The sequence below is a fragment of the Marinicauda sp. Alg238-R41 genome, from assembly GCF_947331485.1.
GTDB classification, from domain to species: Bacteria; Pseudomonadota; Alphaproteobacteria; order Caulobacterales; family Maricaulaceae; genus Marinicauda; species Marinicauda pacifica.
The window spans coordinates 194,614-219,838 of record NZ_CAMZOJ010000003.1; the positions used below are offsets into that span (position 1 = coordinate 194,614).

Sequence of the window (25,225 nt, forward strand, 5' to 3'; positions counted from 1 at the left end):
CCCGGCTTTTGCCCCAACCGCCGCGGCCCGTTGCGTCCGTAAATCCTCCGTGACATAACGCGCGCTCATTTTTCACGCACAGGCGCGCACGAGGAAGATCACTGGCTCGCCTGGCCCGTGGTCTACCCGTCGTCTCACGCCGCCTCTCCGGCCCCTAAAGAAGCAAGGCCTTGCCAATATGAACGTCGCAGAAAAATCCGCCAAAGGTCTCTCCCGCGTCTTTGAAGTGACCGTTCCTGCCAGTGACCTCGATGAGCGCCTGTCTCAGAAGATCGAGGAAATCCGTCCGCAGGTCCGCTTGAAAGGCTTCCGCCCCGGCAAGGTGCCCACCGCGCACATCCGCAAGATGTTCGGGACCTCCATCATGGGCGACATCCTTCAGGAGCTGGTGCCGCAGACGACGCAGGAAGTGCTCTCCGAGCGCGAGATCCGTCCGGCCAACCAGCCCAATATCGACGTGAAATCGGACGCCGACGACGTGCTGAAGGGCGGCAAGGATTTCCAGTTCGAGATCAGCCTGGAAATCATGCCCGAGTTCGAGACCGTCGATCCCAAGACGCTCAAGCTTGAAAAGCCGGTCGCGCCGGTCGCCGACGAGCAGGTCGACGAAGCGCTGAGCGAGCTGGCCGAGCAGACCAAGTCCTACGACAAGAAAGCCAAGACGGCCAAGGCCGCCGAAGGCGACAAGGTCGTCATCGACTTCATCGGCCGCATCGACGGCGAAGCCTTCGACGGCGGCACGGCCGAGGATGCCGAGCTGGTCATCGGGTCCGGCCAGTTCATTCCGGGCTTTGAAGAGCAGCTGATCGGCGCCAAGGCCGGCGACGATGTCGAGGTCAAGGTCAGCTTCCCCGATGACTACCAGGCCAAGCACCTGGCCGGCAAGGAAGCCGCGTTCGAGACCAAGGTGAAGGAAGTCCAGGGTCCGGCCGAGACCAAGATCGACGACGATCTGGCCAAGAATTTCGGCCTGTCCGATCTCGCCGCCCTGAAAGACGCCCTGAAGGGCCGCTTCGAGACCGAGCACAATCAGGCCTCGCGCATGAAGGTGAAGCGCCAGATCCTCGATCAGCTCGACGAAGCCCACGCCGACGTCGAGCTGCCGACCGGCATGGTCGAGCAGGAATTTGCCCAGATCTGGATGCAGGTCGAAGACGCGATCAAGAAGGGCGAGCTTGAAGACGAGGACAAGGACAAGTCCGAGGACGAGCTCAAGTCGGAATACCGCGCCATTGCCGAGCGCCGCGTGCGCCTGGGCCTGGTGCTCGCCGAGATGGGCCGCAAGGCCAATGTCGAGGTCAGCCAGGAAGAACTCGCCCGCGCCGTGAACCAGGAAGCCCAGCGCTTCCCGGGCCAGGAGCGCCAGGTCGTCGACTATTTCCAGAAGAACCCGCAGGCGATCCAGTCGCTGCGCGCCCCGATCTATGAAGAAAAGGTCGTGGACTACATCCTGGAACTGGCCGACGTGAGCGAAAAGAAAGTCGATCGCGAAACCCTCTTCGAGGAAGAAGAGGACGAGGTCGAGGCGGCCAAGAAGACCGCGAAGAAAAAGCCGGCAGCCAAGAAGAAGGCCGCGGCCAAGAAAGATGACGCCAAGAAGGACGAGGCCAAGAAGGACGGGGACGACGCCAAGAAAGCCCCGGCCAAGAAGGCAGCGGCCAAGAAGGGCGAGGAGTCCAAGGGCACCGAGTCCAAGGACTCTGCAGCCAAGAAGCCGGCGGCGAAGAAGGCCCCGGCCAAGAAAAAAGCTGCGCCCAAGAAAGACTAGGGCCCAAGGCCCGGCAGGGCCGTGTGGAGGTGTGCGCGCTTGCGTGCACCTCCAGCCCTTGCCAAAGTCGTTGAACAACCCGATTTTTCTGTCACCTGCCGGGCCCGGCAGGTGTTCCTGTTTCGATGTGGAGTGCGCGCCTATGAAGGATCCTCAGGACATGATGAGCAGCCTCGTTCCGATGGTCGTCGAACAGACGAGCCGCGGCGAGCGCGCCTTCGACATCTATTCGCGCCTCCTGAAGGAACGCATCGTCTTCGTGACGGGGCCGATCGAGGATCACATGGCCAGCCTGATGGTGGCCCAGCTCCTGTATCTTGAATCGGAAAACCCGAAAAAAGAGATCGCGATGTACATCAACTCGCCCGGCGGCGTCGTGACCAGCGGCCTGGCGATCTACGACACGATGCAATACATCCGCTGCCCGGTGGCCACGGCCTGTATCGGCATGGCGGCCTCGATGGGCTCCATGCTGCTGGCCGGCGGCGAGAAGGGCATGCGCTTTGCCACGCCGAATGCGCGCATCATGCTGCACCAGCCCTCCGGCGGGTTCCGCGGTACCGCGGCCGATATCGAGCGCCACGGCGAAGACATCCTGAAAATGAAGCGCCGCATGAACGAGATTTACGTCAAGCACACCGGCCAGGAGCTGGAAACGGTGGAAAAGACACTTGATCGCGACTTCTTCATGAACGCGCACGAGGCCCGCGACTTCGGAATCGTGGACACCGTCTACGAGACCCGCGAAGGCGAGGACACCAAGTCCTGAAGGCGCTCGCGCCGTTGAATGCACGCGGACGTATCGGGCGCCGGACGGCACAAGCCGCATCCGGTGCTTGATCGTATGCGCAACCCTGTGATCGAATAAGACTCAGGCTTGGCAACGTTTCGCTAAGGTCCGGCCCTGATCTTGCTTGGTAGGGAATCACGTCCCGTCAGGTGGATCGTTCGGACCACGGCGGGACACCCAGGCGGCAGAGCAGCCCTGTTGGCTGCACCACGGAGCGACCATGACCAAGGCAACCGAAGGCGACGGAAAGAGCACGCTGTATTGCTCGTTCTGCGGCAAGAGCCAGCACGAGGTTCGCAAACTCATCGCGGGACCCACAGTCTTCATCTGCGATGAATGCGTCGAGCTCTGCATGGACATCATCCGCGAGGAGAACAAATCCTCGCTGGTCAAATCGAAAGAGGGCGTGCCCAGCCCGCAGGAGATTTTCCAGGTCCTGCAGGATTACGTGATCGGTCAGGCGCACGCCAAACGCGTGCTCGCGGTCGCGGTGCACAACCACTACAAGCGCCTCAACCACACCACCGCGCACCAGGATGTGGAGCTGTCCAAATCCAACATCCTGCTGGTCGGCCCGACCGGTTGCGGCAAGACGCTGCTGGCCCAGACCCTGGCGCGCATCCTGGATGTGCCGTTCACCATGGCCGACGCCACGACGCTGACCGAAGCCGGTTATGTGGGCGAGGATGTCGAGAACATCATCCTGAAACTGCTCCAGGCCTCCGACTACAACGTCGAACGCGCCCAGCGCGGCATCGTCTATATTGACGAGATCGACAAGATTTCGCGCAAGTCGGACAATCCGTCCATCACGCGCGACGTGTCGGGCGAGGGCGTCCAGCAGGCGCTGCTGAAGATCATGGAAGGCACGACCGCCTCGGTGCCGCCCCAGGGCGGGCGCAAGCATCCCCAGCAGGAATTCCTGCAGGTGGATACGACGAACATCCTGTTCATCGTCGGCGGCGCGTTTGCCGGTCTTGAGAAGATCATTTCGCTGCGCGGCAAGGGCAGTGCGGTCGGCTTCGGCGCCGATGTGCGCGACCCCGACGAACGCCGCCAGGGCGATGTGCTGCGCGAGGTGGAGCCGGACGATCTGACCAAGTTCGGCCTGATCCCGGAATTCGTCGGCCGTCTTCCCGTCATCGCGACGCTGGAGGACCTGGACGAGCAGGCCCTGGTGCAGATTCTGACCGCGCCGAAGAATGCGCTGGTCAAGCAGTATCAGCGTCTCTTCGAGATGGAGAATGTCGGCCTGTCCTTCACCGAGGACGCGCTGATCGCCATTGCCCGCAAGGCCATCCTGCGCAAGACGGGCGCACGCGGCCTGCGTTCCATCATGGAAGGCATCCTGCTGGAGACGATGTTCGACCTGCCCTCCATGGAGGGGATCGAAGAGGTCGTGGTCAATGCCGAAGTCGTCGATGGCAATGCCAAGCCGCTCTACATCTATGCCGAGCGCAAGAAGGGCGAAGAAGCCGCGAGCGCCGGCCAGAAAGGCGCCTGATGACGGGTGCCTTCCGCCTAGCGTGACAACACGACGCCGGCGCCCCTGTGCGCCGGCGTTTTTGTCTGCACAGGCAGTGGGACGGGGCGCAGAACCCGCAGCCAGACCGGTTGAACCGCCGGGGATGAGCTTCCACTTGTTAGGAGACGCAAAGCGGGGGAGGTTTGTCCCCCGCACGGTCTCTTAACGCTGCCGGTGCCGGAACGGGCCGGCCGCTTCGGGCCCGATCCGGGACGGAGCGCATGAGGAGAGAATTTATGAGTGAAGTAAAAACGCTTCCGTTGCTGCCGCTGCGCGACATCGTGGTGTTTCCCCACCAGATCGTGCCGCTTTTTGTGGGACGGGAGAAATCGGTGCGCGCCCTGGAAGAGGTGATGCGCACCGACAAGCAGATCCTGCTTGCGACCCAGAAGAGCGCGGCGGACGACGAACCGTCCGCGGATGCGATCTACGAGCACGGCGTGATGGCGTCGATCCTGCAGCTCCTGAAGCTTCCCGACGGCACGGTGAAGGTGCTGGTCGAAGGCGGCCGGCGCATGCGCGTGACGCGCTTCGTCGACAACGAGGCCTTTTTCGAAGCCGAAGCCGAGCTGCTCGACGAAGAAGTGGTCGAACCCTCCGAGGTCGAGGCGCTGATGCGCACGGCGGCGGAGAAGTTCGAAGACTACGTCAAGCTGAACAAGAAGGTGCCGCCGGAGGTTCTCTCCGCGATTGCCGAGATTTCCGAGCCGGCCAAGATGGCCGACACGATCGCGGCTCATCTTGCGGTGAAGATCGCCGAGAAGCAGGACTTGCTGAGCAATCCGAATGTCGCGGCGCGCCTGGAGAAGGTCTTCGGCCTGATGGAGGGAGAAATCTCCGTCCTGCAGGTGGAAAAGAAAATCCGCAGCCGCGTGAAGCGCCAGATGGAGAAGACCCAGCGCGAATATTACCTCAACGAGCAGATGAAGGCGATCCAGCGCGAGCTGGGTGAGACCGATGATGGCCGTGAGGAAATGGCCGAGCTGGAAGACCGCATCGAGGCCGCCAAGCTTCCCAAGGAAGCGCGCAAGAAGGTCGATGCCGAATTCAAGAAGCTCAAGAATATGAGCCCGATGTCGGCCGAAGCCACGGTCGTGCGCAATTATCTCGACTGGATGCTGACCATCCCGTGGAGCAAGAAGAAGCGCGTCAAGATCGACCTGGAAAAGGCGGAAAACCAGCTGGATACCGACCATTTCGGTCTGGAGAAGGTGAAGGAACGCATCATCGAGCACCTGGCCGTGCAGAGCCGGACCAAGAAGATGAAAGGTCCGATCCTGTGCCTGGTGGGACCGCCGGGCGTGGGCAAGACCTCGCTCGGGCGCTCGATCGCGCAGGCAACCGGACGCGAGTTCATCCGCATGTCGCTCGGCGGTGTGCGTGACGAAGCGGAAATCCGCGGTCACCGGCGCACCTATATCGGCTCCATGCCGGGCAAGATCATCCAGTCGATGAAGAAGGCGAAGTATTCCAACCCGCTCTTCCTGCTCGACGAGATCGACAAGCTGGGCGCCGACTATCGCGGCGATCCTTCGTCCGCGCTGCTCGAGGTGCTGGATCCGGAACAGAATAACAGCTTCGGCGACCACTATCTGGAGGTCGATTACGACCTGTCCGACGTGATGTTCATCACCACGGCGAACACGCTGAACATGCCGCAGCCGCTTCTCGACCGGATGGAGATCATCCGCATCGCCGGGTATACCGAGGATGAAAAGGTCGAGATCGCCAAGCGTCACCTGCTGCCCAAGCAGGTCAAGAACCACGCCATCAAGGACGGCGAGTGGGAGGTGAGCGAGTCCGCTATCCGCGATCTTATCCGCTACTACACCCGCGAGTCGGGGGTACGGAACCTGGAACGCGAACTGGCGCGCCTGGCCCGCAAGTCGGTGGTCCAGATCGAAAGCGGCAAATGCACGTCGGTGTCGATCGACTCCGATAATCTCGGCGACTTTGCCGGGGTGCGCAAATATCGCTTCGGCGAAACCGAGACCGAGGATCAGGTCGGCCTGGTGACGGGTCTGGCGTGGACCGAAGTGGGCGGCGATCTTCTGACGATCGAGGCGGTTTCCATGCCCGGCCGCGGCAATATGCGGGTCACGGGCAATCTGCGCGATGTGATGAAGGAGTCCATCCAGGCTGCCAACGCCTTCGTCCAGAGCCGGGCACCCTCGCTCGGCATCAAGCCGACCGTGTTCCGCACCAGCGACATTCACGTGCACGTCCCCGAAGGCGCAACGCCCAAGGACGGACCGTCGGCGGGTATCGCCATGGTGACGGCGATCATCTCGGCGCTGTCGAAGAACCCGGTGCGCAAGGATGTCGCCATGACCGGCGAGATCACGCTGCGTGGCCGTGTGCTGCCGATCGGCGGTCTGAAGGAGAAGCTGCTGGCTGCGCTGCGCGGCGGCGTGAAGACGGTGCTGATCCCGCAGGAGAATGAGAAGGACCTCGCCGAGGTCCCCGACAACGTCAAGGCGGGCCTGGAGATCGTCCCGGTCGAACGCCTGGACGAGGTGCTGGCGCGGGCCCTGATCCATCCGGTCGAGCCGGTGGAGTGGACCGAAGCCGATGCCGCGGCGATGGCTTCCATGCCCCAGCCGGGTCAGGCAGGCGACGAAGCGCGCCCGCACTAGACGGGCACACTCGTCCGGCGCACAAGGCTGCGGCGGCATCCGGTTCGGGTGCGATCGCTTGTGTCTTGAGAACCCCGGGGCTAAATGCCCCGGGGTTTTCTTATGCCAGCGCATCCTTTGCCCGGCATCGATACGACGATTAGGCTTTTGAGCATGCAAGACGATCAGCCCGACTCCACCACCAAGCGCCCGCGCGGGCGCCCGCGCCTTGGCCCGGAGCACCGCGACCGGGTGATTGCCGCGACACTGGAGCTGCTTGAAGAGCAGGGCTCGCAAGGGCTGCAGGCGCGTCTCATCGCCCGGCGGACCGGATTGTCCGTGGGATCGCTCTACAAGCTGGTCGGCGACGTGGAGGAGATCGCCCGGGAGGCCAATCTGCGCACCTTCCGCGAACTCTTCGACATTCTGGTGGCGGCCTTGCGGGCCGCAGAAGGAGCGAGCCTGCATCGCCAGCTCATGGCGCTGTCGCGGGCCTATCTCGACTTCGTCCAGGCTCACCCACGACGCATGGAAGCGGTGATCACCTTCCGCCACACGACCGGCGAGCCGCCGGACTGGTACCAGAAGGCGGAAGACGATCTGTTCGCCATCCTGGAAGACAGGCTGAGCGAGCTGCCCGGCGCGCGCGACCGCGAGCAGCGCTTCGTCGCCGCGCGTGCGGTCTGGGCCGCGGTTCACGGCATCGTCACGGTGACACCGCTGGGCAGCCGGGCAGAAGACCCGCTGGAGGATGCCGTGCGTCAGCTCGAACTCATCCTCAAAGGCGTCGAGCGCGAGCTGGCCGTCGGAAATTGAAAGACCGGCTATTGACGCCTTTGCTGCGCCGCCGCACAGTCAGCCCATGATCACGCGCAACGCATTCTATCTCGGCTTTTATTTTACGCCCCCGCGGGGTGGCTGAGAATCGCGTGCGCGTAAGCGAGTGACGAGTTTCAGCGGCCCCTCCACCGGAGGGGCCGTTTTTCTTTTTGGGCGTGAGGGGAAAGGCAGCAATCATGGCTCACTCAATGGAAGACGAACGCGCGCAGCTTCGCCGGGCGATCGATGCGGCGGACCACAAGCTGGTGCAGCTTCTGGCGGAGCGGCGCGAGCTGAGCGAGGCGCTCGGCGCGATCAAGGCGGGCGGCGGCCAGGCCGTGCGCGATGTCGAACGCGAACGCGCCGTGCTGGACCGCGTGGTGGAGGCCGGCGCGACGCACGGGCTCGACGCCGCGTTCGTCGAGCGGCTCTTCCAGCTCATCATCGACGAGAGCCTGCGCCGCCAGCGCGCCGGGCTGGATGCCCGGGTCGCCTCGGGCACGCTGAAGGAGGCACGCGTCTCTTATCTTGGCGGGCCGGGCACCTACAGCCATTTTGCCGCCCATGCCCATTTCGAGGGCCGGTATTCCGGACTGGAGCCGGTCATCAAGCGCGACTTTGCCGGGATTTTCCGCGCGGTCGAGGCCGGGGAGGCCGATTACGGCTTCGTGCCCATCGAGAACACGACGACGGGCGGCATCGTGGAGGTCTACGACCTGATGCGCGATAGCGACCTGAAGATCACCGGCGAGCACCATTACAAGGTCGAGCACTGCCTGGTCGGCAAGGCCAGCGGCGTGTCCCAGGTGCGCACCGTGTACGGCCATCCCCAGGCGCTGCGCCAGTCGCAGCGATTTTTCGCGCGCAATCGCGACCTGAAGCCGGTGCCGGTCTCTTCCTCCACGCGCGCGCTGGAGCGGGCGATGGACGAGGGGGCGGAAGCTGCCGCCATCGCGGGCGCCGATGCGGCACGCCTGTTCGGGCTGAACGTGATCGAGTCCGGCGCGTCCGACCACCCGGAGAACTACACACGCTTCGTCGCGCTGGCCAAGAACCCGGTGGCGGCCTCGCCCCTGCTGCCGTGCAAGACCTCGCTGGTCTTCGTGACCTCGGACGCCTCGGGCTCGCTGGTCAACGCGCTGGAAGGCTTCCGCCGCGAAGGGGTCAACCTGACCCGGCTGGAGAGCCGGCCGATTGCCGGCGAGCCCTGGTCGCAAATGTTCTTCCTGGACGTGGACGGCCACGAGGAAGACGCCGCCGTGGCGCGGGCGCTCGCGAGCCTGGGCGAGTTCGCCAAGTCGATTCGCAGCTTCGGCAGCTACGGCGCCGACCGGCTGCCTCCCGCCTCGCGCAGTCCCGCGCCGGCCGCATAAGGGGCGTTGTCATGACGGGCAGGGTCGGCTAAATCGCCGGGCTCCGGGCGGTTAGCTCAGTTGGTAGAGCATCTCGTTTACACCGAGCAGGTCGGCGGTTCGAGCCCGTCACCGCCCACCACCGGCCTCCTACTATTACGAGTATCACCTGTCTCTGGCCCGGCCCCGGAGCCCGCCGGCGCGCGCGATGCACGCGCGTGTGCAAATGTATGCGAAGAACCGCATCAACCCGCTTGACCCTGAGAAAGGTCGGCTTTAGGAAACGCCTCCTGCCGCACGGGAAACCGACGCGGCGGACACGAAGTGTGCGGGTGTAGCTCAGTTGGTTAGAGCGCCGGCCTGTCACGCCGGAGGTCGCCGGTTCGAGCCCGGTCACTCGCGCCACTTCGTTTCAGCGTGCAGACGCCGCATCAAAGCCCCGCCGTCAGGCGGGGCTTTTGCGTTTCCGGGTCCCGGCGACCATGCCAGGGCGCGCCTATTCGTGGCGCAAGGCGTCGATGGGGTTGAGGCGGCTCGCCCGGTGGGCCGGGTAGAAGCCGAACAGCACGCCGATGACGGTCGAGGCGCCGATGGCGATCAGGATGACCGAGGGTTTGACCGCGATGGCCAGCGTCTCCACGCCGAGCATGGGCCCAAGCCGTTCGACCCCCATGGCCATGAGCACGCCGAGCCCGAGGCCGAGCACGCCGCCGGCCGAGCACAGCAGGATCGATTCGATCAGGAATTGATTGCGGATATCGCGCCGGCGCGCGCCGATGGCCAGGCGCAGGCCGATCTCGCGCGTACGCTCGGTCACAGAGACCAGCATGACGTTCATGATGCCGATCCCGCCGACCACGAGCGTGATGGTGCCCGCCGCGGCGAGCAGAAGGCCCATCACGACTTCGGTGGCCCGGAAGGCGGTGATGAAGGCGGCAAAGTTCGCGACGCGGAAATCGTCGGTTTCGCCCGGACCGATGCCGCGCCGGTCGCGCAGATACAGCTCCAGCTCCTCGGCCGCGTAGTCCATGTCTTCGCCCGCCGCGATCTTGACCCAGACCGACTGGACCGGATCGCGCACGCCGGGCCTGCTATAGCCGAGGACGCGCTGGCGTACGGTGGAAATGGGCGCGAGGACGATGTCGTCCTGGTCCTGACCGAAGCTGGACTGGCCCTGCGCGGCGAGCAGGCCGATCACCTCGAAAGGCTGTCCGTTCAGGCGCACGCTCTGGCCTACCGCGCTGCCATAGGGGAAAAGCTCTTCCGCGACGGTCTGGCCCAGCACCGCCACGCGGTCGGACCGCTGGTTTTCCATCACGGTGAAGACGCGGCCCTCGGCGATCTGCCAGTCGCGCACGTCGAGATAATCGGGGTGCGCGCCCAGGATCTGGCTCGGCCAGTTCGTCCCGTCGCTCACCGCGGTGACCGACCCCTGAACCGTGCCGGACGCGGCGACCACGACGGGAACATCGCGCCGGATCGCTTCGACATCTTCAGACGAGAAGGGCGTGCCCGACCCGGCGCCGCCCCGGCGTCCGCCGCGATTTTCCGAGCCGGCGCGGATATTGAGCGTGTTTGTGCCCAGGCTTGCGATCTGGTCGTTGACCGCTTCCTGCGCGCCTTCGGCCAGCGAGACCGTCGTGATGACGGCGGCGACACCGAAGATGACGCCGAGAATGGCGAGAAGGCTTCGCAGCGCATTGATCCGCAGGGCGATAAGCGCGACCTGGATGGCGGCCAGCAGGGTCATGACCGGTCCTCCAGTATGCGGCCGTCGCGGAAGATGACGCGCCGGCGGGCGTGCGCGCCGACATCCTCCTCGTGGGTCACCAGCATGATCGTGATGCCCGATGCGTTGAGCGAGTCGAAGATGGCCATGACGTCTTCGGAGGTCCGGCTGTCGAGCGCGCCGGTCGGCTCGTCGGCCAGAAGAAGCCTCGGTTCGTTGGCCAGCGCGCGCGCGATGGCGACGCGCTGCTGCTGACCGCCGGAGAGCTGGGAGGGGTGGTGATCCATGCGGTCGCCCAGCCCGACCATCTCCAGGCATTCGCGGGCGCGCGCCTGGCGCCTGGCAGCCGGCGTACCGCGATAGAGCAGGGGCAGGGCGACATTGTCGAGCGCGGTGGTGCGCGGCAGAAGATTGAATTGCTGGAAGACGAAGCCGACCACCCGGTTTCGGAAGGCGGCGAGCTGGTCCGGGCTGCGGTCGGCCAGGCGCTCGCCGGCAATCGTCAGCTCGCCCGAGGTCGGCGTGTCGAGCGCGCCGACCAGATTCATGAAGGTGGACTTGCCCGAGCCGGACGCGCCCATGACGGCGACGTATTCACCTTCCTCAATGTCGATATCGATGCCGCGCAGCGCGTGAACGTCGCCGCCGCCGAGCCGGTAGACGCGCGACAGGTTGCGCGCCTGAATGAGGGGCAGGGCCATCAGCCCGCCTCGCGCACGCGCACCACGACCGGCGAGCCCGCCTCCAGCGTGTCGCCCATGATCTGCGTGTACTGGCCGTCGGAGAGGCCCAAGAGGACGGGCTGGTTGCGCAGACGGCCCTGCGCGGTCTCGACCCAGAGCGTGCCGCGCGCGGGCCGCTCGCCGCCGCGCGCGCCGCGTTCGGATTGAAGCTGCTGGAAGCGGGCCATCTGGTCGGCGCTGAGCACATCGCGCAGGGCGCGCTGCATCATCGCCTGCATGTCCGGGCGCCCTGCGCCGGGCCCGCCCGGGGCGCGCATCTGCTGACGCAATCCGGCAAACGCCTCCTCCAGCGCGCGGCGCACGTCGCCGGCCTGGTCCTCGTCAAGCTCGAGCTCTTCTGTCAGACGCTCCACCGTGGCGTCCAGCATGGCGCCGCCACTGCCCGCGCGGTCCGGCGAGGCGCCGCCTGTCTCCACGAGCGCTTCAGCGGCCCCGCGGGGCGCAAAGCGCAGGGCCGCATTGGGCGCGGCCAGAACGCCGGTCACGGCACCGGTGACGATGTCGACATTGGCGGTCATGCCTGGAAGCAGGCGCTGGCCGGGATTGTCGGCCTCGATCACCACCGTATAGGTCACGACATTCTGCTCGTTGAGGGCGGCGAGACGCACCTGGGAGACCGTCCCGGCAAAGTCGCGGCCCGGATAGGCGTCCACGTCGAAGCTGACCGGCTGGTCCGTGGCGATCTGGCCGATATCGGCCTCGTCCACCTGGGCCTCGATCTGAATGCGCGAGAGATCCTGCGCGATGATGAACAGGACCGGGGCGTTCAGGCTGGCGGCCACCGTCTGGCCGACATCGATCTGGCGGTCGATCACGATGCCGTCGATGGGGGCGCGGATCGAGGTGCGTTCCAGATCGACCTCGGCATTGTCCAGATTGGCCTGGCGCTGGGCGAGGGTGGCCTGGGCATTGCGCAGATTGGCGCGCGCGACGGCCAGTCCCGCCTGCGCGGAGGTATAGGCGCTCTCGAACGTATCGAACTGGGCTTCGGCATAGGTGCCGCGTGCGAGCAATTCCTGCGCCCTGTTGAAGGCCCGCTCCGCTTCGCGCAGCTCGGCCTGGGCGCGGGTGACCCCGGCCCGGTTGACCTCCACCTGGGCCTGGGCGACCTCCAGGCTGGCACGGGCCTCATTGACCCGGCTTTCATAGGTCTGCGGATCGAGCCGGGCCAGGAGATCGCCTTCCGCCACGGTATCGTTGAAATCCTTTGTGATTTCCAGGATCTGGCCGGAAAGCTGGGAGCCGACCTCGACCGTGACGAGCGGTGCGATCTCGCCGGTGGCCGAGACGATGCGCGACAAATCGCGCCGCTCCAGTTGCGCGGTCTCGATCTCGAGCCCGCCGGGGGCACCGGCACCGCCCCGCAGGAAGATCGCCCAGACCGCGAGCAGAAGAGCGAGGAAGGCGATTGCGGCAAGACCGAGTCGTTTCATCAGACAGGCTCCAGGCGGACGCGCCGGCAGGTCCGCCCGGCAGGAAGAAGCACTCTCTTGAACGGATAACGGGCCGGGTAACCGTCGCCAAGACCAAATGGAATTGCAGTCTTTATCGAAGCTTGTCTGCTGTCTTGAGAATGGTTCTCAAGTCCTTGCAATTGCGCTGCAATACAGGCTGCGCGCGACCGGCTTTTCGGCTTGCGACCGGTGAGGGGTCGCTCTAGTTTCCGGCGCAATCGCAGCCGAGAGAGTCAGGCTGTGTCCGTTTGCCGCCCCCTCCTGGCCGTAGACGGACATATATACGGCCCTGAGACACGAAAGGCATGAGAGCGGATGGACGCGCTTCTCCTCGAATACCTGCCGATCCTCATCTTCTTTGGCATTGCTGCCGCGATGGGTGTCGGTTTCATACTGGCCGCGTTCGTGCTCGCGCCCTCCGATCCCGACCCTGAAAAGGTGTCGACCTATGAGTGCGGGTTCAACGCGTTCGACGATGCGCGCATGAAGTTCGACGTGCGTTTCTATCTCGTCGCGATTCTCTTCATCATCTTCGACCTGGAGGTTGCCTTCCTCTTCCCGTGGCTGTTCCCGGTGTTCGAGGGCAACCTCTTTGCCTTCTGGTCGATGATCTGCTTTCTCGGGGTGCTGACCATCGGCTTCCTCTACGAATGGCGCAAAGGCGCGCTGGACTGGGAGTGATCGCATATGGCTGACACGACCCTTCCTGCCGGATCCGCGGGGCGCGCAAGCACGCCGCTCTACGATCCCCAGAAGCACGACCCGTATTTTGACGGCATGTCCGACCAGCTGGCCGACAAGGGCTTTCTGGTGGCGCGCGCCGACGATCTCATCACCTGGGCGCGCACCGGCTCGCTGATGTGGATGACGTTCGGCCTGGCGTGCTGCGCGGTCGAGATGATGCAGGCATCCATGCCGCGCTACGACATCGAGCGCTTCGGCGCCGCGCCGCGCGGCTCACCGCGTCAGTCCGACGTGATGATCGTGGCCGGCACGCTCACTAACAAGATGGCTCCGGCCCTGCGCAAGGTCTACGACCAGATGCCCGAGCCGCGCTACGTCATCTCGATGGGCAGCTGCGCCAATGGCGGGGGCTATTACCATTACTCCTACTCGGTGGTGCGCGGCTGCGACCGCATCGTGCCGGTGGACATCTACGTTCCCGGCTGCCCGCCAACCGCCGAAGCGCTGGTTTACGGTATTCTGCAGCTTCAAAAGAAGATCCGCCGCGAAGGCTCGATCGAGCGATAGACAGGACGGGCGCGGTTGCGCGCCCGGTCAGGGAAGAGCAAGGCCATGTCCGAGGCACTTCAGGAACTGGGCGAACATATCGGCGAGGCGCTGGAAAGCGACGTTCGCGGGTGGGAGATCGAACACGGCGAGCTGACCGTGACGATCCACCGCGACCGCGTGCACAAGGTTGTCCGCTTCCTGCGCGAGGACCAGACCTGCCGGTTCACCACGCTGATCGATATCTGCGGAGTCGACTGGCCGGGGCGGACCGACCGGTTCGACGTGGTCTACCACCTCCTGTCCATGCACAAGAATCACCGCGTCCGCGTGAAGCTGACGACCGATGAGGACACGCCGGTGGAGTCCATCGTCGACCTGTTCCCGGCGGCCAACTGGTTCGAGCGCGAAGCCTTCGACATGTACGGCATCCTGTTCGACGACCATCCGGATCTGCGCCGGATTCTTACCGATTACGGCTTCCACGGCTATCCGCTCAGGAAGGACTTCCCGCTGACCGGCTTTGTCCAGGTCCGCTATGACGAGGAGCAGAAGCGCGTCGTCCACGAGCCGGTCGAGCTGGTGCAGGACTATCGCGATTTCGATTTCCTCAGCCCCTGGGAAGGCGCGAAATACGTGCTGCCCGGCGACGAGAAGGCGGAGGGGAAGGCTTAAGAGATGGCTGAAACAGACATCCGCAATTTCACGATCAATTTCGGACCGGTTCACCCGGCCGCGCACGGCGTGCTGCGCCTGATCCTGGAGCTGGACGGGGAGGTGATCGAGCGGGTCGATCCCCATATCGGCTTGCTTCACCGCGGCACCGAGAAGCTGCTCGAACACAAGACCTATCTGCAGGGCATCGGCTATTTCGACCGGCTCGACTACGTCGCGCCGATGAACCAGGAGCATGCCTTCTGCCTGGCCATCGAGCGCCTGGCGGAGATTCCGGTGTCGAAACGCGCCTCCTATGTGCGCGTGCTGTACTGCGAGATCGGGCGGATCCTCAATCACCTGCTGAACATCACCACGCAGGCGATGGATGTCGGCGCGCTCACCCCGCCGCTGTGGGGGTTTGAAGAGCGCGAGAAGCTGATGATCTTCTACGAGCGTGCGTCCGGCGCGCGCCTGCACGCGCACTATTTCCGTCCGGGCGGGGTTCACCAGGACCTGCCCCAGCCGCTGATCGACGATATTGCGGAGTGGGCGCAGACCTTCCCCAAATTCGTCGACGAGCTGGACACGCTGCTCACCGACAACCGCATCTTCAAGCAGCGCAATGTCGATATCGGCGTGGTCAGCAAGGACGAGGCGCTCGACTGGGGCTTTTCCGGCGTGATGGTGCGCGGATCGGGCATGGCCTGGGATCTGCGCCGCGCGCAGCCCTACGAGGTCTATGACGAGCTGGAGTTCAAGGTCCCGCTCGGCAAGAATGGCGACAATTACGACCGGTATCTGTGCCGCATGGAAGAGATGCGGGAATCTTGCAAGATCATGCTGCAATGCTGCGAGTGGCTGTCGAAGGACGAGAACCAGGGTGAGGTGCTGCCCACCGACACCAAGTTCGCGCCGCCGCGCCGCGCGGAGATGAAGCGCTCGATGGAAGCGCTCATCCACCACTTCAAGCTCTATACCGAAGGCATACACGTGCCCGAGGGCGAGACCTATGCCGCCGTGGAAGCGCCCAAGGGCGAGTTCGGCGTCTACCTGGTCGCCGACGGCACGAACAAGCCCTATCGCCTGAAGATCCGCGCGCCGGGCTTTGCCCACCTCGCGGCCATGGATCATCTCAACAAGGGTCACATGCTGGCGGACGTCTCCGCCATCCTGGGCTCGTTGGACATCGTGTTCGGGGAAGTCGACCGATGAGCGTACGCCGTCTCGCCGAAGTGCAGCCTGAAAGCTTTGCCTTTTCAAAGGCAAGCGAGGAAAAGGTTGCGTTCTGGCTGAACAAGTATCCCGATGACCGCAAGGCGTCGGCCGTGATCCCGCTGCTGTGGCTGGCCCAGAAGCAGGACGGGTGGGTGTGCGAGCCGGCGATCCGCGAGATCGCGACGCGCCTCGATATGCCGTTCATCCGGGTCTACGAGGTCGCGACCTTCTACACCATGTTCAACCTGGAGCCGGTCGGCGAGCACCTGATCCAGGTGTGCGGCACGACGCCGTGCTGGCTGCGCGGGGCGGACGACCTGAAAGCCGTGTGCGAGACGCGCATTGGCAAGAAGGGCCGCGGCAATGTCTCCGCCGACGGCAAGTTCAGCTGGGAAGAAGTCGAGTGCCTGGGCGCGTGCTCGAACGCGCCGATGGTCCAGATCGCGAATGCGGACGGCGATTACTATTACGAGGACCTGACGGCCGAAGCGCTGGAAAAGATCCTCGACGACCTGGCCGCCGGCAAACAGGTCGAGACCGGTCCGGTGACCGGGCGCAAGGCGTCCGAACCCACCAAGGCCAAGCAGAAAGTGCTGGTCGAGGAGAGCCTGTTCGACGGCTCCCGCGCCGAAAAGATCACGCTGCCGAACGCCGTGTCCTCGGGCGAGGGCGAAACCCCGGAGCCCAAGGCCAAGCGCGTGACCAGCGAGCGCGAGAAGACGCAGGCCCAGAGCGGCAAGGCGACCGCCAAGCCCGCGCCCAGGAACAAGAAAGAGGCCGACAAGCCCGCCGGGTCTCCCAAGGCGCCGAAGAAGTCCGATCCGGCCGGCAAGGAGAAGGACGAGGCGGTCAAGAAGACCTCGTCCAAGAAACCCGCGCCGAGCCGTCAGCGCCCGGTCAATCCCGCCCCGAAAAAGCCTGCGCCGAAGAGATCCGCGCCCAAGAAGAAGGACGAGTAGGTCATGACCCAGCTTCTTCAGGACAAGGACCGCATCTTCACCAACCTGTTTGGCCACCATGACTGGCGGCTGGAGGGCGCGAAGCAGCGCGGCTGCTGGAACGCGACGAAGGACATGCTGGACCAGGGCCGCGACTGGATCATCGACGAGGTCAAGGGCTCGGGCCTGCGCGGCCGCGGGGGCGCCGGTTTCCCGACCGGGCTGAAATGGTCCTTCATGCCCAAGGAAGTGGGGGCGCGTCCCCATTACCTGGTGGTCAATGCCGACGAGTCCGAGCCGGGCACGTGCAAGGACCGCGAGATCATGCGGCACGACCCCCATCACCTGATCGAGGGCTGCCTGATCGCGTCCTACTCGATGCGCGCGCATGCCTGCTACATCTATCTGCGCGGCGAATACGTGCTGGAGCGCGAGCGCCTGGAAGCGGCGGTTAAGGAGGCCTACGAGGCCAGGCTGATCGGGGACGACAACGTCCATGGATGGGACTTCCACGTCTATATCCACCACGGAGCGGGCGCCTATATCTGCGGCGAAGAGACTGCGCTTCTGGAAAGCCTGGAAGGCAAGAAGGGCCAGCCGCGCCTGAAACCGCCATTCCCGGCAAATGCCGGGCTTTATGGCTGCCCGACCACGGTCAACAACGTGGAATCCATTGCGGTTGTCCCGACCATCCTGCGCCGCGGCAAGGAATGGTTTGCCGGCTTCGGCCGCGAGGGCAATACGGGTACGAAAATCTTCTCGATCTCCGGCCATGTGAACGCGCCGTGCAATATCGAGGAGGCGATGAGCATCCCGCTGCGCACCCTCATCGACAGTTATGCGGGCGGTGTGCGGGGCGGCTGGGACAATCTCAAGGCCGTCATTCCCGGCGGGTCCTCGGTGCCGCTGCTGCCGAAAGAAATCTGCGACGACGTGCTGATGGATTTCGATGCGCTGAAAGAGCACAAGTCGGGCCTTGGCACCGCGGCGGTCATCGTCATGGACAAGTCGACCGACGTGGTCAAAGCGATCGCGCGCATCAGCTATTTCTACAAACACGAGAGCTGCGGTCAGTGCACGCCCTGCCGTGAAGGCACGGGCTGGATGTGGCGCGTGCTGGAACGCATGGCGCGCGGCGAGGCGGACATTTCCGAGATCGACGATCTCCTGGACGTGGCCGGCCAGGTGGAAGGCCATACGATCTGCGCGCTCGGCGATGCGGCGGCGTGGCCGGTCCAGGGCCTGATCCGGCATTTCCGCCATGAGATCGAAGAGCGTATCGAGAATTACCGCAAGGGCCGTCCGGTCTTCGTGCAAGCACCGGTGGCGGCGGAGTAGGGCGATGATGGGCTGGAGCTATGACAGCGACGCAGATGCGGCTTACCTGGCGCTTGCCAGTGAGCGCACGGCTGCGCGTAGCGACTCTGCCCATGACGTGGTCGTCGATTATGACGCCGACGATCGCATCGTCGGCATCGAGATTCTTCACGCCTCCCGGCGCCTGCCGGACGCGGTGATCCACCCCGAGGCGGCGGAGTAGAGAGATATTGGTATGACCGACAACATGCGCACCATCGTGATCGACGGGGACGAAATCGAAGTCCCGAACGATTACAATCTTCTGCAGGCGGCCGAGGCGGCGGGGCGGGAAATTCCGCGCTTCTGCTATCACGAGCGCCTGTCGGTCGCCGGCAATTGCCGCATGTGCCTTGTCGAGCTGGTCGGGGCGCCGAAGCCGGTGGCCTCGTGCGCCTTCCTGGTCAAGGACATGCGCGGCGGGCCGAATGGCGAGCCACCGGCCATGCGCACGCTCAGCCCGCTGGTGAAGAAGGCGCGCGAGGGGGTGATGGAGTTCCTGCTCATCAACCACCCGCTCGACTGCCCGATCTGCGACCAGGGCGGGGAGTGCGACCTACAGGACCAGTCCATGGCCTATGGCCGGTCCGGTTCGCGCTATGCGGAAAACAAGCGCGCGGTCGAAGACAAGTATATGGGCCCGCTGATCAAGACGATCATGACCCGCTGCATCCAGTGCACACGCTGCGTGCGCTTTGCGACCGAGGTCGCGGGCGTATCCGAGCTCGGCGCCATCGGGCGCGGCGAGGACATGGAGATCACGACCTATCTGGAAAAATCGATGACGTCGGAGCTGTCCGGCAATGTCATCGACCTGTGCCCGGTCGGCGCGCTGACCTCCAAGCCGTACGCCTTCAATGCGCGCCCGTGGGAGCTGAACAAGACCGAGAGCATCGACGTGATGGACGCGATCGGGTCCAATATCCGCGTCGACAGCCGCAGCGGCGCCGTGCTGCGCATCCTGCCGCGCATCCATGAGGACGTGAACGAGGAGTGGATCTCCGACAAGTCGCGCTTCGTGTGGGACGGGTTGGGCCGCCAGCGCCTGGACCGGCCCTATGTGCGCGAGAACGGCAAGCTGAAGCCGGTCGACTGGGGCACTGCGCTAGGCGTAGCTGCGGAACGCCTCGGCGGCAATCCGGAAACGGTCGGCGTGATTGCGGGCGATCTCAATGAAGTCGAAGGCCTGAAAGCGGCGAAGGATCTGTTCGACAGCCTGGGCGTGAAGAATATCGATTGCCGCCAGGACGGATCGCCGATCGGAACCGGACCTCGCGAAAGCTATCTGTTCAATTCCACGATTGCCGGGGTGAACCAGGCCGATGCGATCCTTCTCGTCGGTGTGAATCCGCGCGTGGAAGCGGCTGTGCTGAACGCGCGCATCCGTCAGCGCTGGCTGAATTCCGACATGACGGTCGGCGTGATCGGCGAAGCGGCCGACCTGACCTATGACTACGAGCATCTGGGCGACAAGCCGGCCGATATCGAAGCCCTCGGGCGCAAGCGCACCGGCTTCATCCAGACCTTGAAAGAGGCCAAGCGCCCGATGATCATCGTCGGCGCAGGGGCGCTGGCGCGTGAAGACGGCGCGCAGGTCCTGCGCGCGGCCGGCGCGCTGGCCGACAAGATCGGCGCGGTGAGCGCGGACTGGAACGGCTTCAACGTGCTGCATACGGCCGCGAGCCGCGTCGGCGCGCTCGATCTCGGCTTCCTGCCGGGCGAGGGCGGCAAGTCCACGCGCGACATCCTGGCCGGAGCCGAGAGCGGCGATATCCAGACCGTCGTTCTGCTCGGCGCGGACGAGGGGGATACCGCCCGGCTGGAGAAGGCGTTTGTCATCTATGTGGGAAGCCACGGGGACAAGGGCGCGCACGGGGCCGACCTCATCCTGCCGTCAGCGGCCTATACCGAGAAGCCGGGCCTGTACGTGAACACCGAAGGGCGCGCCCAGCTGGGCGACCGGGCGGTGTTCCCGAAGGGCGAGGCGAAAGAGGACTGGGCCATCTTCCGCGCCCTGTCGGCCCGCCTGAACAAGACCTTGCCCTATAACGATCTGAACGCGTTGCGCGCCAAGCTGATCGAGGACAATCCGGTCTTCGGCGAGATCGATCACGCCCCCGGTTCGGCGAGCGCCGGCGAGTTCAAGGTCGCCGAGATCGGCGCCGAGGGAAGTGTATCCGATGCGCCGTTCACCGCACCGATCGCCGACTTCTATCTGACCAATCCCATCGCGCGGGCCTCGAAGACCATGGCGGAATGCTCCGCCCGGGTGCATCAGGCGCGCAGCGATCTGCAGGCGGCGGAGTAGGGCCGATGAACGATTTCGTCACAGAGTTCGGTCCGGTTGGCGGCGCGCTCATGTCCGTGGCCCAGATCCTGGGCTTCATGGTCGTGCTGCTGGTTTCGCTGGCCTTCCTGCTGCTGCTCGACCGCAAGGTCTGGGCGGCGGTGCAGCTGCGCAAGGGACCCAATGTCGTCGGCCCGTTCGGCATGCTTCAGTCCTTTGCCGACTTCGGCAAGTTCGTGCTGAAGGAAATCATCGTGCCGGCCGGGGCGGACCGTCCGCTCTTCCTGCTGGCGCCGCTGATGACCTTCGTGCTGGCCTTCATTTCCTGGGCCGTGATCCCGGTCGCTCCGGGCTGGGTGATTGCCGACCTGAATGTCGGGATACTCTACGTCTTCGCGATTTCCTCGCTCGGCGTGTACGGCATCATCATCGGGGGCTGGGCGTCGAACTCGAAATACCCCTTCCTCGGCTCGCTGCGTTCGGCGGCTCAGATGGTCTCCTACGAGGTGTCCATCGGCTTCGCGATCGTTGCTATCCTCGTCATGGCCGGCACGCTGAACCTGTCCGAGATTGTCGAGGCGCAGGGCGGCGGATTCTGGAACTGGCACGTCCTGTCTCTGGACATGCTGCCGTGGCCGGCGGTGCTGATCACCATTCCGATGTTCGTGATCTTCTTCGTCTCCGCGCTGGCCGAGACCAACCGGCCGCCCTTCGACCTGCCGGAAGCTGAATCCGAACTCGTGGCCGGGTACCAGGTGGAGTACTCCTCCACGCCGTACCTGCTGTTCATGATCGGGGAATATCTCAACATCGTCCTGATGTGCGCCCTGATGACGGTGCTCTTCCTGGGTGGCTGGCACGCGCCGATCGATGTGCCCCCGCTGACCTGGGTCCCGCCGGTCATCTGGTTCGCGCTGAAGGTCTTCTTGATGTTCTTCATGATCGCGATGGTGAAGGCGCTCGTGCCCCGCTACCGCTACGACCAGCTGATGCGGCTGGGCTGGAAGGTCTTCCTGCCCACCTCGCTGGCCGCGGTGGCGCTGATGGCCGGCTTCGTCGTCTACTCCAACGCTGGCGCTTGATAGGAGCGGTTTCACCCATGAACCGGATTACCCAGACCTTGCGCGGTGCGGCCCTGATGGACTTCTGGGGCGCCTTCTTTCTCGGAATGAACTATTTCTTCCGCAAGAAGCCGACCGTGAACTATCCCTTTGAAAAGGGCTATCTCTCCCCACGCTTCCGCGGCCAGCACGCGCTGCGCCGCTACGCAAACGGGGAAGAGCGTTGCATCGCCTGCAAGCTGTGCGAGGCGGTGTGCCCGGCTCAGGCCATCACCATCGAGGCCGAACCGCGCGCCGACGGCTCGCGGCGTACGACCCGCTACGACATCGACATGGTCAAATGCATCTATTGCGGCTACTGCCAGGAAGCCTGCCCGGTGGATGCCATTGTCGAAGGTCCCAACTTCGAATATGCCACCGAGACCCGCGAGGAGCTCTTCTACGACAAGGAGAAGCTTCTGGAGAACGGCGACCGGTGGGAGCGCGAGATCGCGCGGAACCTCGAACTCGACGCACGTTACCGCTAGCGCTATTACGGCGCCCGACTCATCCCTGACGGAGCACACGCGCTCCGCCGTTCAGACCCAACGCTTTGCCCACTGGGGGGCTTCATGCTTCAGGCAGCGGCCTTTTACGTCCTTTCCGCGGTAGCGATCCTGTCCGCCTTCATGGTGGTGTCCGCGCGCAACCCGGTCCGGTCGGTTCTTTTCCTGATCCTGGCCTTCTTCTCCGCGGCGGGGCTGTTCGTCCTGCTGGGCGCCGAGTTTCTCGCGATGATCCTGGTGATCGTCTATGTCGGCGCGGTCGCGGTGCTCTTCCTGTTCGTCGTCATGATGCTGGACATCGACTTTGCCGCGCTGCGCCAGGGCTTTCTGAGCTATCTGCCGCTGGGCGGGCTGGTCGCGCTGATCATGGCGATCGAGCTGGCGATGATCGGCAGCCTGTGGGTGAGTGCGGAGACCGCGCAGTTCGCGCTGCGCTCGCCGACGCCGGAAGGGGTCAGCAATATCGAGGCGCTCGGCGCCATTCTGTATGACGACTACGTGCTGTTCTTCCAGCTGGCCGGCCTCGTGCTGCTGGTCGCCATGGTGGGCGCGATCGTGCTCACGCTGCGCCACCGCCAGGGCACCAAGCGCCAGGATGTGGGCCGCCAGGTGCGCCGCACGCGCGAAGAGTCGGTCGAAGTCGTCGACATCAAATCGGGCGAGGGGATCGGCTAATGCTTGAGATCGGTCTGGGACACTATCTGGCCGTTGCGGCGATCCTGTTCACGCTCGGCGTGTTCGGCATCTTCGTGAACCGCAAGAACGTCATCATCCTCTTGATGTCGATCGAGCTGCTGCTGCTGGCGGTCAACATCAACTTCGTCGCCTTCTCCGCTCATCTCGGCGACCTGTCCGGCCAGGTCTTCGCCATGTTCATCCTGACCGTGGCCGCCGCCGAGGCAGCCGTCGGTCTCGCCATTCTGGTGGTCTTCTTCCGCAATCGCGGAGATATCAGCGTCGACCACGTCAACATGATGAAGGGCTAGGGGCAGCTATGGCCTATCTGATTGTCTTCGGTCCGCTTCTGGCCGCCATCGTTGCAGGGCTCCTGCAAAAGCAGATCGGCGACCGCGCGGCACAGATCATCACGACGGGTCTGTTGATCCTGTCGGCGATCCTGTCGATCGTGACCTTCTTCGACGTGGCTGTCGGCGGCAATGTTCGCACGCTGGAGATTGCCCGCTGGATGGCGGTGGGCGATTTCGAAGTCAGCTGGGCGATCAAGCTGGACACGCTGTCGGCGGTGATGCTGGTGGTGGTGACGAGCGTTTCCTCGCTCGTCCACGTCTATTCGTGGGGCTACATGTCCCATGACCCGCACCGCGCGCGCTTCTTTGCCTACCTGTCGCTGTTCACCTTTGCGATGCTGGCCCTGGTGACGGCGGACAACTTCATCCAGATGTTCTTCGGCTGGGAAGGCGTCGGGCTCGCCTCCTACCTGCTGATCGGATTCTGGTACAAGAAGGAGAGCGCGAACGCGGCGGCGATCAAGGCCTTCGTGACCAACCGGGTCGGCGATTTCGGCCTCGCGCTGGGCATCATGGCCATCTTCTTCGTGTTCGGCTCGGTCCAGTTCGACGAGGTGTTTGCCCAAGCCGCCGGCGAGACCGGACGCCAGCTGCGCTTCCTGGGCCTGCAGTTCGGCGCGCTCGAGCTGATCGCCTTCCTGCTGTTCATCGGCGCGATGGGCAAGTCGGCCCAGTTCTTCCTCCATGTCTGGCTGCCCGACGCGATGGAAGGCCCGACGCCGGTCTCCGCGCTCATCCACGCCGCGACCATGGTGACCGCGGGCGTCTTCCTGGTGTGCCGCGCGCACCCGATCTTCGAGCTGGCGCCGGCGACCTCGGCCTTCGTCACCGTCATCGGCGCGACCACGGCGCTGTTTGCCGCCACGGTCGGCCTGGCGCAGAACGACATCAAGCGCGTGATCGCGTATTCGACGTGTTCGCAGCTCGGCTACATGTTCTTTGCCGCGGGCCTGGGGCTCTATTCGGCGGCGATGTTCCACCTGTTCACGCACGCCTTCTTCAAGGCCTTGCTCTTCCTGTGCGCCGGCTCGGTCATTCACGGGCTGCACGAGGAGCAGGACATGCGCAAGATGGGCGGGACCTATCAGGTGCTGCCCTGGACCTGGATTCTGATGATCATCGGCACGCTGGCGCTGACCGGCGTGGGCCTGCCCATCCTGGGCATCGGCTTTGCCGGCTTCTATTCGAAAGACATGATCATCGAGGAAGCCTTCATGATGGGCGCCGCCGGCGTGCCGTTCGGAACGATGGCGTTCTGGGTCGGCATCATCGCGGCGGGCCTGACGAGCTTCTATTCCTGGCGCCTGATCTTCATGACGTTCCACGGCAAGTATCGCGGCGATCCTGAAGTGCTCAAGCACGCGCACGATTCCCCGCCGGTCATGCTGGTGCCGCTGGTGCTGCTCGCCATCGGCGCGCTGTTTGCCGGGGCCGCCTTCAAGTCCGACTTCGTGGGCAAGGGCGCGCTGACCTTCTGGGGCGACAGCCTGCCAGCCGGTCCGTACGCCGAATACAATTACGGCGCGGGCGATGCCGGCGATCCGCTGGTCTCCAATGCGGCAGGTGAAGCAGAGCATGTCGACGACGCCGCGGTCGAAGCGGTGGCGGGTGATTCCGGCGAAGCGGCGACGACCGGGTCTGCGACAGCGGGCGAGGCCGCGGCGGAGCACGGCGAGGCGGAAGAGCATGGCGATGGCCATGGCGGACACCATCCGCCGACCTGGGTGCTGTTCATGCCGCTGATCGTGACAATCCTGGGCTTCCTGGGCGCTGTCTGGTTCTACCTGATGCGGCCCGAGCTGCCTGGCCGCATCGCGGCGCGCGGCGGACCGATCCACGCCTTCCTGTCGAACAAGTGGTATTTCGACGAGATCTATCATTTCGTCTTCGTGCGCGGGGCGCGCGGCCTGGGCGATCTGTTCTGGAAGATCGGCGATGTCCGGATCATCGACGGGCTGGGCCCGAACGGGGTGGCCGGAACGGTCATGGCCGGAGCCAGGCGCATTGCGCGCATGCAGACCGGTTATCTCTACCACTATGCCTTCATCATGCTGATCGGGGTCCTCGGACTGACCCTGTGGCTTGTTCTGCGCGCCGGGGTGTAAGACAAAAA

At 64.6% G+C, this 25,225-nt stretch carries 20 protein-coding genes, 2 tRNA genes and 2 pseudogenes; 21 read left to right on the top strand and 3 right to left on the bottom strand.

The genetic code is table 11. The annotated features are described in order from the left end of the window. The first annotated feature begins 178 nt into the window (after positions 1–178). From tig to PGP17_RS12960, 8 genes are all read left to right on the top strand, one after another. Complete coding sequence (gene tig / locus PGP17_RS12925; RefSeq protein WP_270375770.1) at positions 179–1,768, top strand: trigger factor; 1,590 nt, start codon at positions 179–181, stop codon at positions 1,766–1,768. A gap of 142 nt (positions 1,769–1,910) precedes the next feature. After that, positions 1,911–2,537 carry an ATP-dependent Clp protease proteolytic subunit gene (locus PGP17_RS12930; protein WP_270375771.1) on the top strand — a complete coding sequence of 209 codons (627 nt, stop codon included), beginning with the start codon at positions 1,911–1,913 and terminating at the stop codon, positions 2,535–2,537. A gap of 241 nt (positions 2,538–2,778) precedes the next feature. Next, a complete protein-coding gene (gene clpX, locus PGP17_RS12935; protein ID WP_135943613.1) occupies positions 2,779–4,062 on the top strand; it encodes an ATP-dependent Clp protease ATP-binding subunit ClpX in 1,284 nt (427 codons plus the stop codon). Between the two features lie 257 nt (positions 4,063–4,319). Beyond that, positions 4,320–6,719 carry an endopeptidase La gene (gene lon / locus PGP17_RS12940; RefSeq protein ID WP_270375772.1) on the top strand — a complete coding sequence of 800 codons (2,400 nt, stop codon included), beginning with the start codon at positions 4,320–4,322 and terminating at the stop codon, positions 6,717–6,719. Positions 6,720–6,872: 153 nt separating this feature from the next. Continuing rightward, positions 6,873–7,514, top strand: coding sequence for a TetR/AcrR family transcriptional regulator (locus PGP17_RS12945; protein ID WP_270375774.1), 642 nt, complete (start codon positions 6,873–6,875; stop codon positions 7,512–7,514). Between the two features lie 200 nt (positions 7,515–7,714). Further along, entirely contained in the window at positions 7,715–8,890 is a 1,176-nt protein-coding gene (locus PGP17_RS12950) for a bifunctional chorismate mutase/prephenate dehydratase (RefSeq protein WP_135943616.1), read from the top strand. 45 nt (positions 8,891–8,935) lie between these two features. Beyond that, positions 8,936–9,011, top strand: a tRNA-Val gene (locus PGP17_RS12955). 186 nt (positions 9,012–9,197) lie between these two features. After that, positions 9,198–9,274: transfer RNA gene (locus PGP17_RS12960), tRNA-Asp, on the top strand. A 91-nt stretch (positions 9,275–9,365) separates the two neighbouring features. Here PGP17_RS12960 and PGP17_RS12965 read toward each other — a convergent pair. From PGP17_RS12965 to PGP17_RS12975, 3 genes are read right to left on the bottom strand one after another with little or no spacing between them, the layout of a single operon-like run. Then, complete coding sequence (locus PGP17_RS12965; RefSeq protein WP_270375776.1) at positions 9,366–10,619, bottom strand: ABC transporter permease; 1,254 nt, start codon at positions 10,617–10,619, stop codon at positions 9,366–9,368. Then, positions 10,616–11,299 (bottom strand): ABC transporter ATP-binding protein, encoded by a 684-nt coding sequence (locus tag PGP17_RS12970; RefSeq protein WP_270375777.1) that lies wholly within the window; start codon positions 11,297–11,299, stop codon positions 10,616–10,618. The genes PGP17_RS12965 and PGP17_RS12970 overlap by 4 nt, the downstream gene beginning before the upstream one ends. Further along, entirely contained in the window at positions 11,299–12,774 is a 1,476-nt protein-coding gene (locus PGP17_RS12975; protein WP_270375778.1) for an efflux RND transporter periplasmic adaptor subunit, read from the bottom strand. The genes PGP17_RS12970 and PGP17_RS12975 overlap by 1 nt, the downstream gene beginning before the upstream one ends. A gap of 336 nt (positions 12,775–13,110) precedes the next feature. On the opposite strand from PGP17_RS12975, the gene PGP17_RS12980 reads away from it, so the two are divergent. The 13 genes and pseudogenes from PGP17_RS12980 to nuoL all read left to right on the top strand — a co-directional run bounded on the left by PGP17_RS12980 (position 13,111) and on the right by nuoL (position 25,217). Beyond that, complete coding sequence (locus tag PGP17_RS12980) at positions 13,111–13,476, top strand: NADH-quinone oxidoreductase subunit A (protein ID WP_135943620.1); 366 nt, start codon at positions 13,111–13,113, stop codon at positions 13,474–13,476. Continuing rightward, positions 13,446–14,046: pseudogene (locus tag PGP17_RS12985) on the top strand (NuoB/complex I 20 kDa subunit family protein). Before PGP17_RS12980 ends, PGP17_RS12985 begins: the two are co-directional and overlap by 31 nt. A 45-nt stretch (positions 14,047–14,091) precedes the next feature. Continuing rightward, positions 14,092–14,700, top strand: a complete 609-nt coding sequence (locus PGP17_RS12990; protein ID WP_135943622.1) for an NADH-quinone oxidoreductase subunit C — start codon at positions 14,092–14,094, stop codon at positions 14,698–14,700. 3 nt (positions 14,701–14,703) lie between these two features. Continuing rightward, on the top strand, positions 14,704–15,894 hold the full coding sequence (locus tag PGP17_RS12995; RefSeq protein WP_135943623.1) for an NADH-quinone oxidoreductase subunit D: 1,191 nt from the start codon (positions 14,704–14,706) through the stop codon (positions 15,892–15,894). Then, positions 15,891–16,547: pseudogene (gene nuoE, locus PGP17_RS13000) on the top strand (NADH-quinone oxidoreductase subunit NuoE); the annotation flags it as partial. The gene PGP17_RS12995 and the pseudogene nuoE, both read left to right, overlap by 4 nt. 312 nt (positions 16,548–16,859) lie before the next feature. Further along, positions 16,860–18,173 (top strand): NADH-quinone oxidoreductase subunit NuoF, encoded by a 1,314-nt coding sequence (gene nuoF, locus PGP17_RS13005; protein ID WP_270375782.1) that lies wholly within the window; start codon positions 16,860–16,862, stop codon positions 18,171–18,173. Between the two features lie 4 nt (positions 18,174–18,177). Beyond that, a complete protein-coding gene (locus tag PGP17_RS13010; protein ID WP_270375783.1) occupies positions 18,178–18,375 on the top strand; it encodes a DUF2283 domain-containing protein in 198 nt (65 codons plus the stop codon). A gap of 12 nt (positions 18,376–18,387) precedes the next feature. Continuing rightward, positions 18,388–20,499 (top strand): NADH-quinone oxidoreductase subunit NuoG, encoded by a 2,112-nt coding sequence (gene nuoG / locus PGP17_RS13015; protein ID WP_270375785.1) that lies wholly within the window; start codon positions 18,388–18,390, stop codon positions 20,497–20,499. Between the two features lie 5 nt (positions 20,500–20,504). Next, complete coding sequence (gene nuoH / locus PGP17_RS13020) at positions 20,505–21,560, top strand: NADH-quinone oxidoreductase subunit NuoH (RefSeq protein ID WP_270375786.1); 1,056 nt, start codon at positions 20,505–20,507, stop codon at positions 21,558–21,560. Between the two features lie 17 nt (positions 21,561–21,577). Continuing rightward, the gene (gene nuoI / locus PGP17_RS13025) at positions 21,578–22,066 is read left to right on the top strand and encodes an NADH-quinone oxidoreductase subunit NuoI (protein ID WP_135943627.1); all 489 of its coding nucleotides are present in this window, start codon (positions 21,578–21,580) and stop codon (positions 22,064–22,066) included. 84 nt (positions 22,067–22,150) lie between these two features. Next, positions 22,151–22,759: an NADH-quinone oxidoreductase subunit J gene (locus PGP17_RS13030; protein ID WP_135943628.1), complete on the top strand. Its 609-nt coding sequence runs from the start codon at positions 22,151–22,153 to the stop codon at positions 22,757–22,759. Next, positions 22,759–23,070, top strand: a complete 312-nt coding sequence (gene nuoK / locus PGP17_RS13035) for an NADH-quinone oxidoreductase subunit NuoK (protein WP_270375787.1) — start codon at positions 22,759–22,761, stop codon at positions 23,068–23,070. The genes PGP17_RS13030 and nuoK overlap by 1 nt, the downstream gene beginning before the upstream one ends. Before the next feature lie 8 nt (positions 23,071–23,078). After that, positions 23,079–25,217: an NADH-quinone oxidoreductase subunit L gene (gene nuoL / locus PGP17_RS13040; protein ID WP_270375788.1), complete on the top strand. Its 2,139-nt coding sequence runs from the start codon at positions 23,079–23,081 to the stop codon at positions 25,215–25,217. Positions 25,218–25,225 lie beyond the last annotated feature (8 nt).

Excerpts from the sequence above, each read along its gene's own strand:
- clpX (WP_135943613.1), top strand. The coding sequence starts at position 2,779 with ATGACCAAGGCAACCGAAGGCGACGGAAAGAGCACGCTGTATTGCTCG.
- nuoK (WP_270375787.1), top strand. The coding sequence starts at position 22,759 with ATGCTTGAGATCGGTCTGGGACACTATCTGGCCGTTGCGGCGATCCTG.
- PGP17_RS12995 (WP_135943623.1), top strand. The coding sequence starts at position 14,704 with ATGGCTGAAACAGACATCCGCAATTTCACGATCAATTTCGGACCGGTT.
- nuoH (WP_270375786.1), top strand. The coding sequence starts at position 20,505 with ATGAACGATTTCGTCACAGAGTTCGGTCCGGTTGGCGGCGCGCTCATG.
- PGP17_RS12945 (WP_270375774.1), top strand. The coding sequence starts at position 6,873 with ATGCAAGACGATCAGCCCGACTCCACCACCAAGCGCCCGCGCGGGCGC.
- PGP17_RS12980 (WP_135943620.1), top strand. The coding sequence starts at position 13,111 with ATGGACGCGCTTCTCCTCGAATACCTGCCGATCCTCATCTTCTTTGGC.
- lon (WP_270375772.1), top strand. The coding sequence starts at position 4,320 with ATGAGTGAAGTAAAAACGCTTCCGTTGCTGCCGCTGCGCGACATCGTG.
- PGP17_RS12975 (WP_270375778.1), bottom strand. The coding sequence starts at position 12,774 with ATGAAACGACTCGGTCTTGCCGCAATCGCCTTCCTCGCTCTTCTGCTC.
- PGP17_RS12930 (WP_270375771.1), top strand. The coding sequence starts at position 1,911 with ATGAAGGATCCTCAGGACATGATGAGCAGCCTCGTTCCGATGGTCGTC.
- nuoF (WP_270375782.1), top strand. The coding sequence starts at position 16,860 with ATGACCCAGCTTCTTCAGGACAAGGACCGCATCTTCACCAACCTGTTT.
- PGP17_RS12970 (WP_270375777.1), bottom strand. The coding sequence starts at position 11,299 with ATGGCCCTGCCCCTCATTCAGGCGCGCAACCTGTCGCGCGTCTACCGG.
- PGP17_RS12965 (WP_270375776.1), bottom strand. The coding sequence starts at position 10,619 with ATGACCCTGCTGGCCGCCATCCAGGTCGCGCTTATCGCCCTGCGGATC.
- PGP17_RS12990 (WP_135943622.1), top strand. The coding sequence starts at position 14,092 with ATGTCCGAGGCACTTCAGGAACTGGGCGAACATATCGGCGAGGCGCTG.
- tig (WP_270375770.1), top strand. The coding sequence starts at position 179 with ATGAACGTCGCAGAAAAATCCGCCAAAGGTCTCTCCCGCGTCTTTGAA.
- nuoG (WP_270375785.1), top strand. The coding sequence starts at position 18,388 with ATGACCGACAACATGCGCACCATCGTGATCGACGGGGACGAAATCGAA.
- PGP17_RS13010 (WP_270375783.1), top strand. The coding sequence starts at position 18,178 with ATGATGGGCTGGAGCTATGACAGCGACGCAGATGCGGCTTACCTGGCG.
- PGP17_RS13030 (WP_135943628.1), top strand. The coding sequence starts at position 22,151 with ATGCTTCAGGCAGCGGCCTTTTACGTCCTTTCCGCGGTAGCGATCCTG.
- nuoL (WP_270375788.1), top strand. The coding sequence starts at position 23,079 with ATGGCCTATCTGATTGTCTTCGGTCCGCTTCTGGCCGCCATCGTTGCA.
- PGP17_RS12950 (WP_135943616.1), top strand. The coding sequence starts at position 7,715 with ATGGCTCACTCAATGGAAGACGAACGCGCGCAGCTTCGCCGGGCGATC.
- nuoI (WP_135943627.1), top strand. The coding sequence starts at position 21,578 with ATGAACCGGATTACCCAGACCTTGCGCGGTGCGGCCCTGATGGACTTC.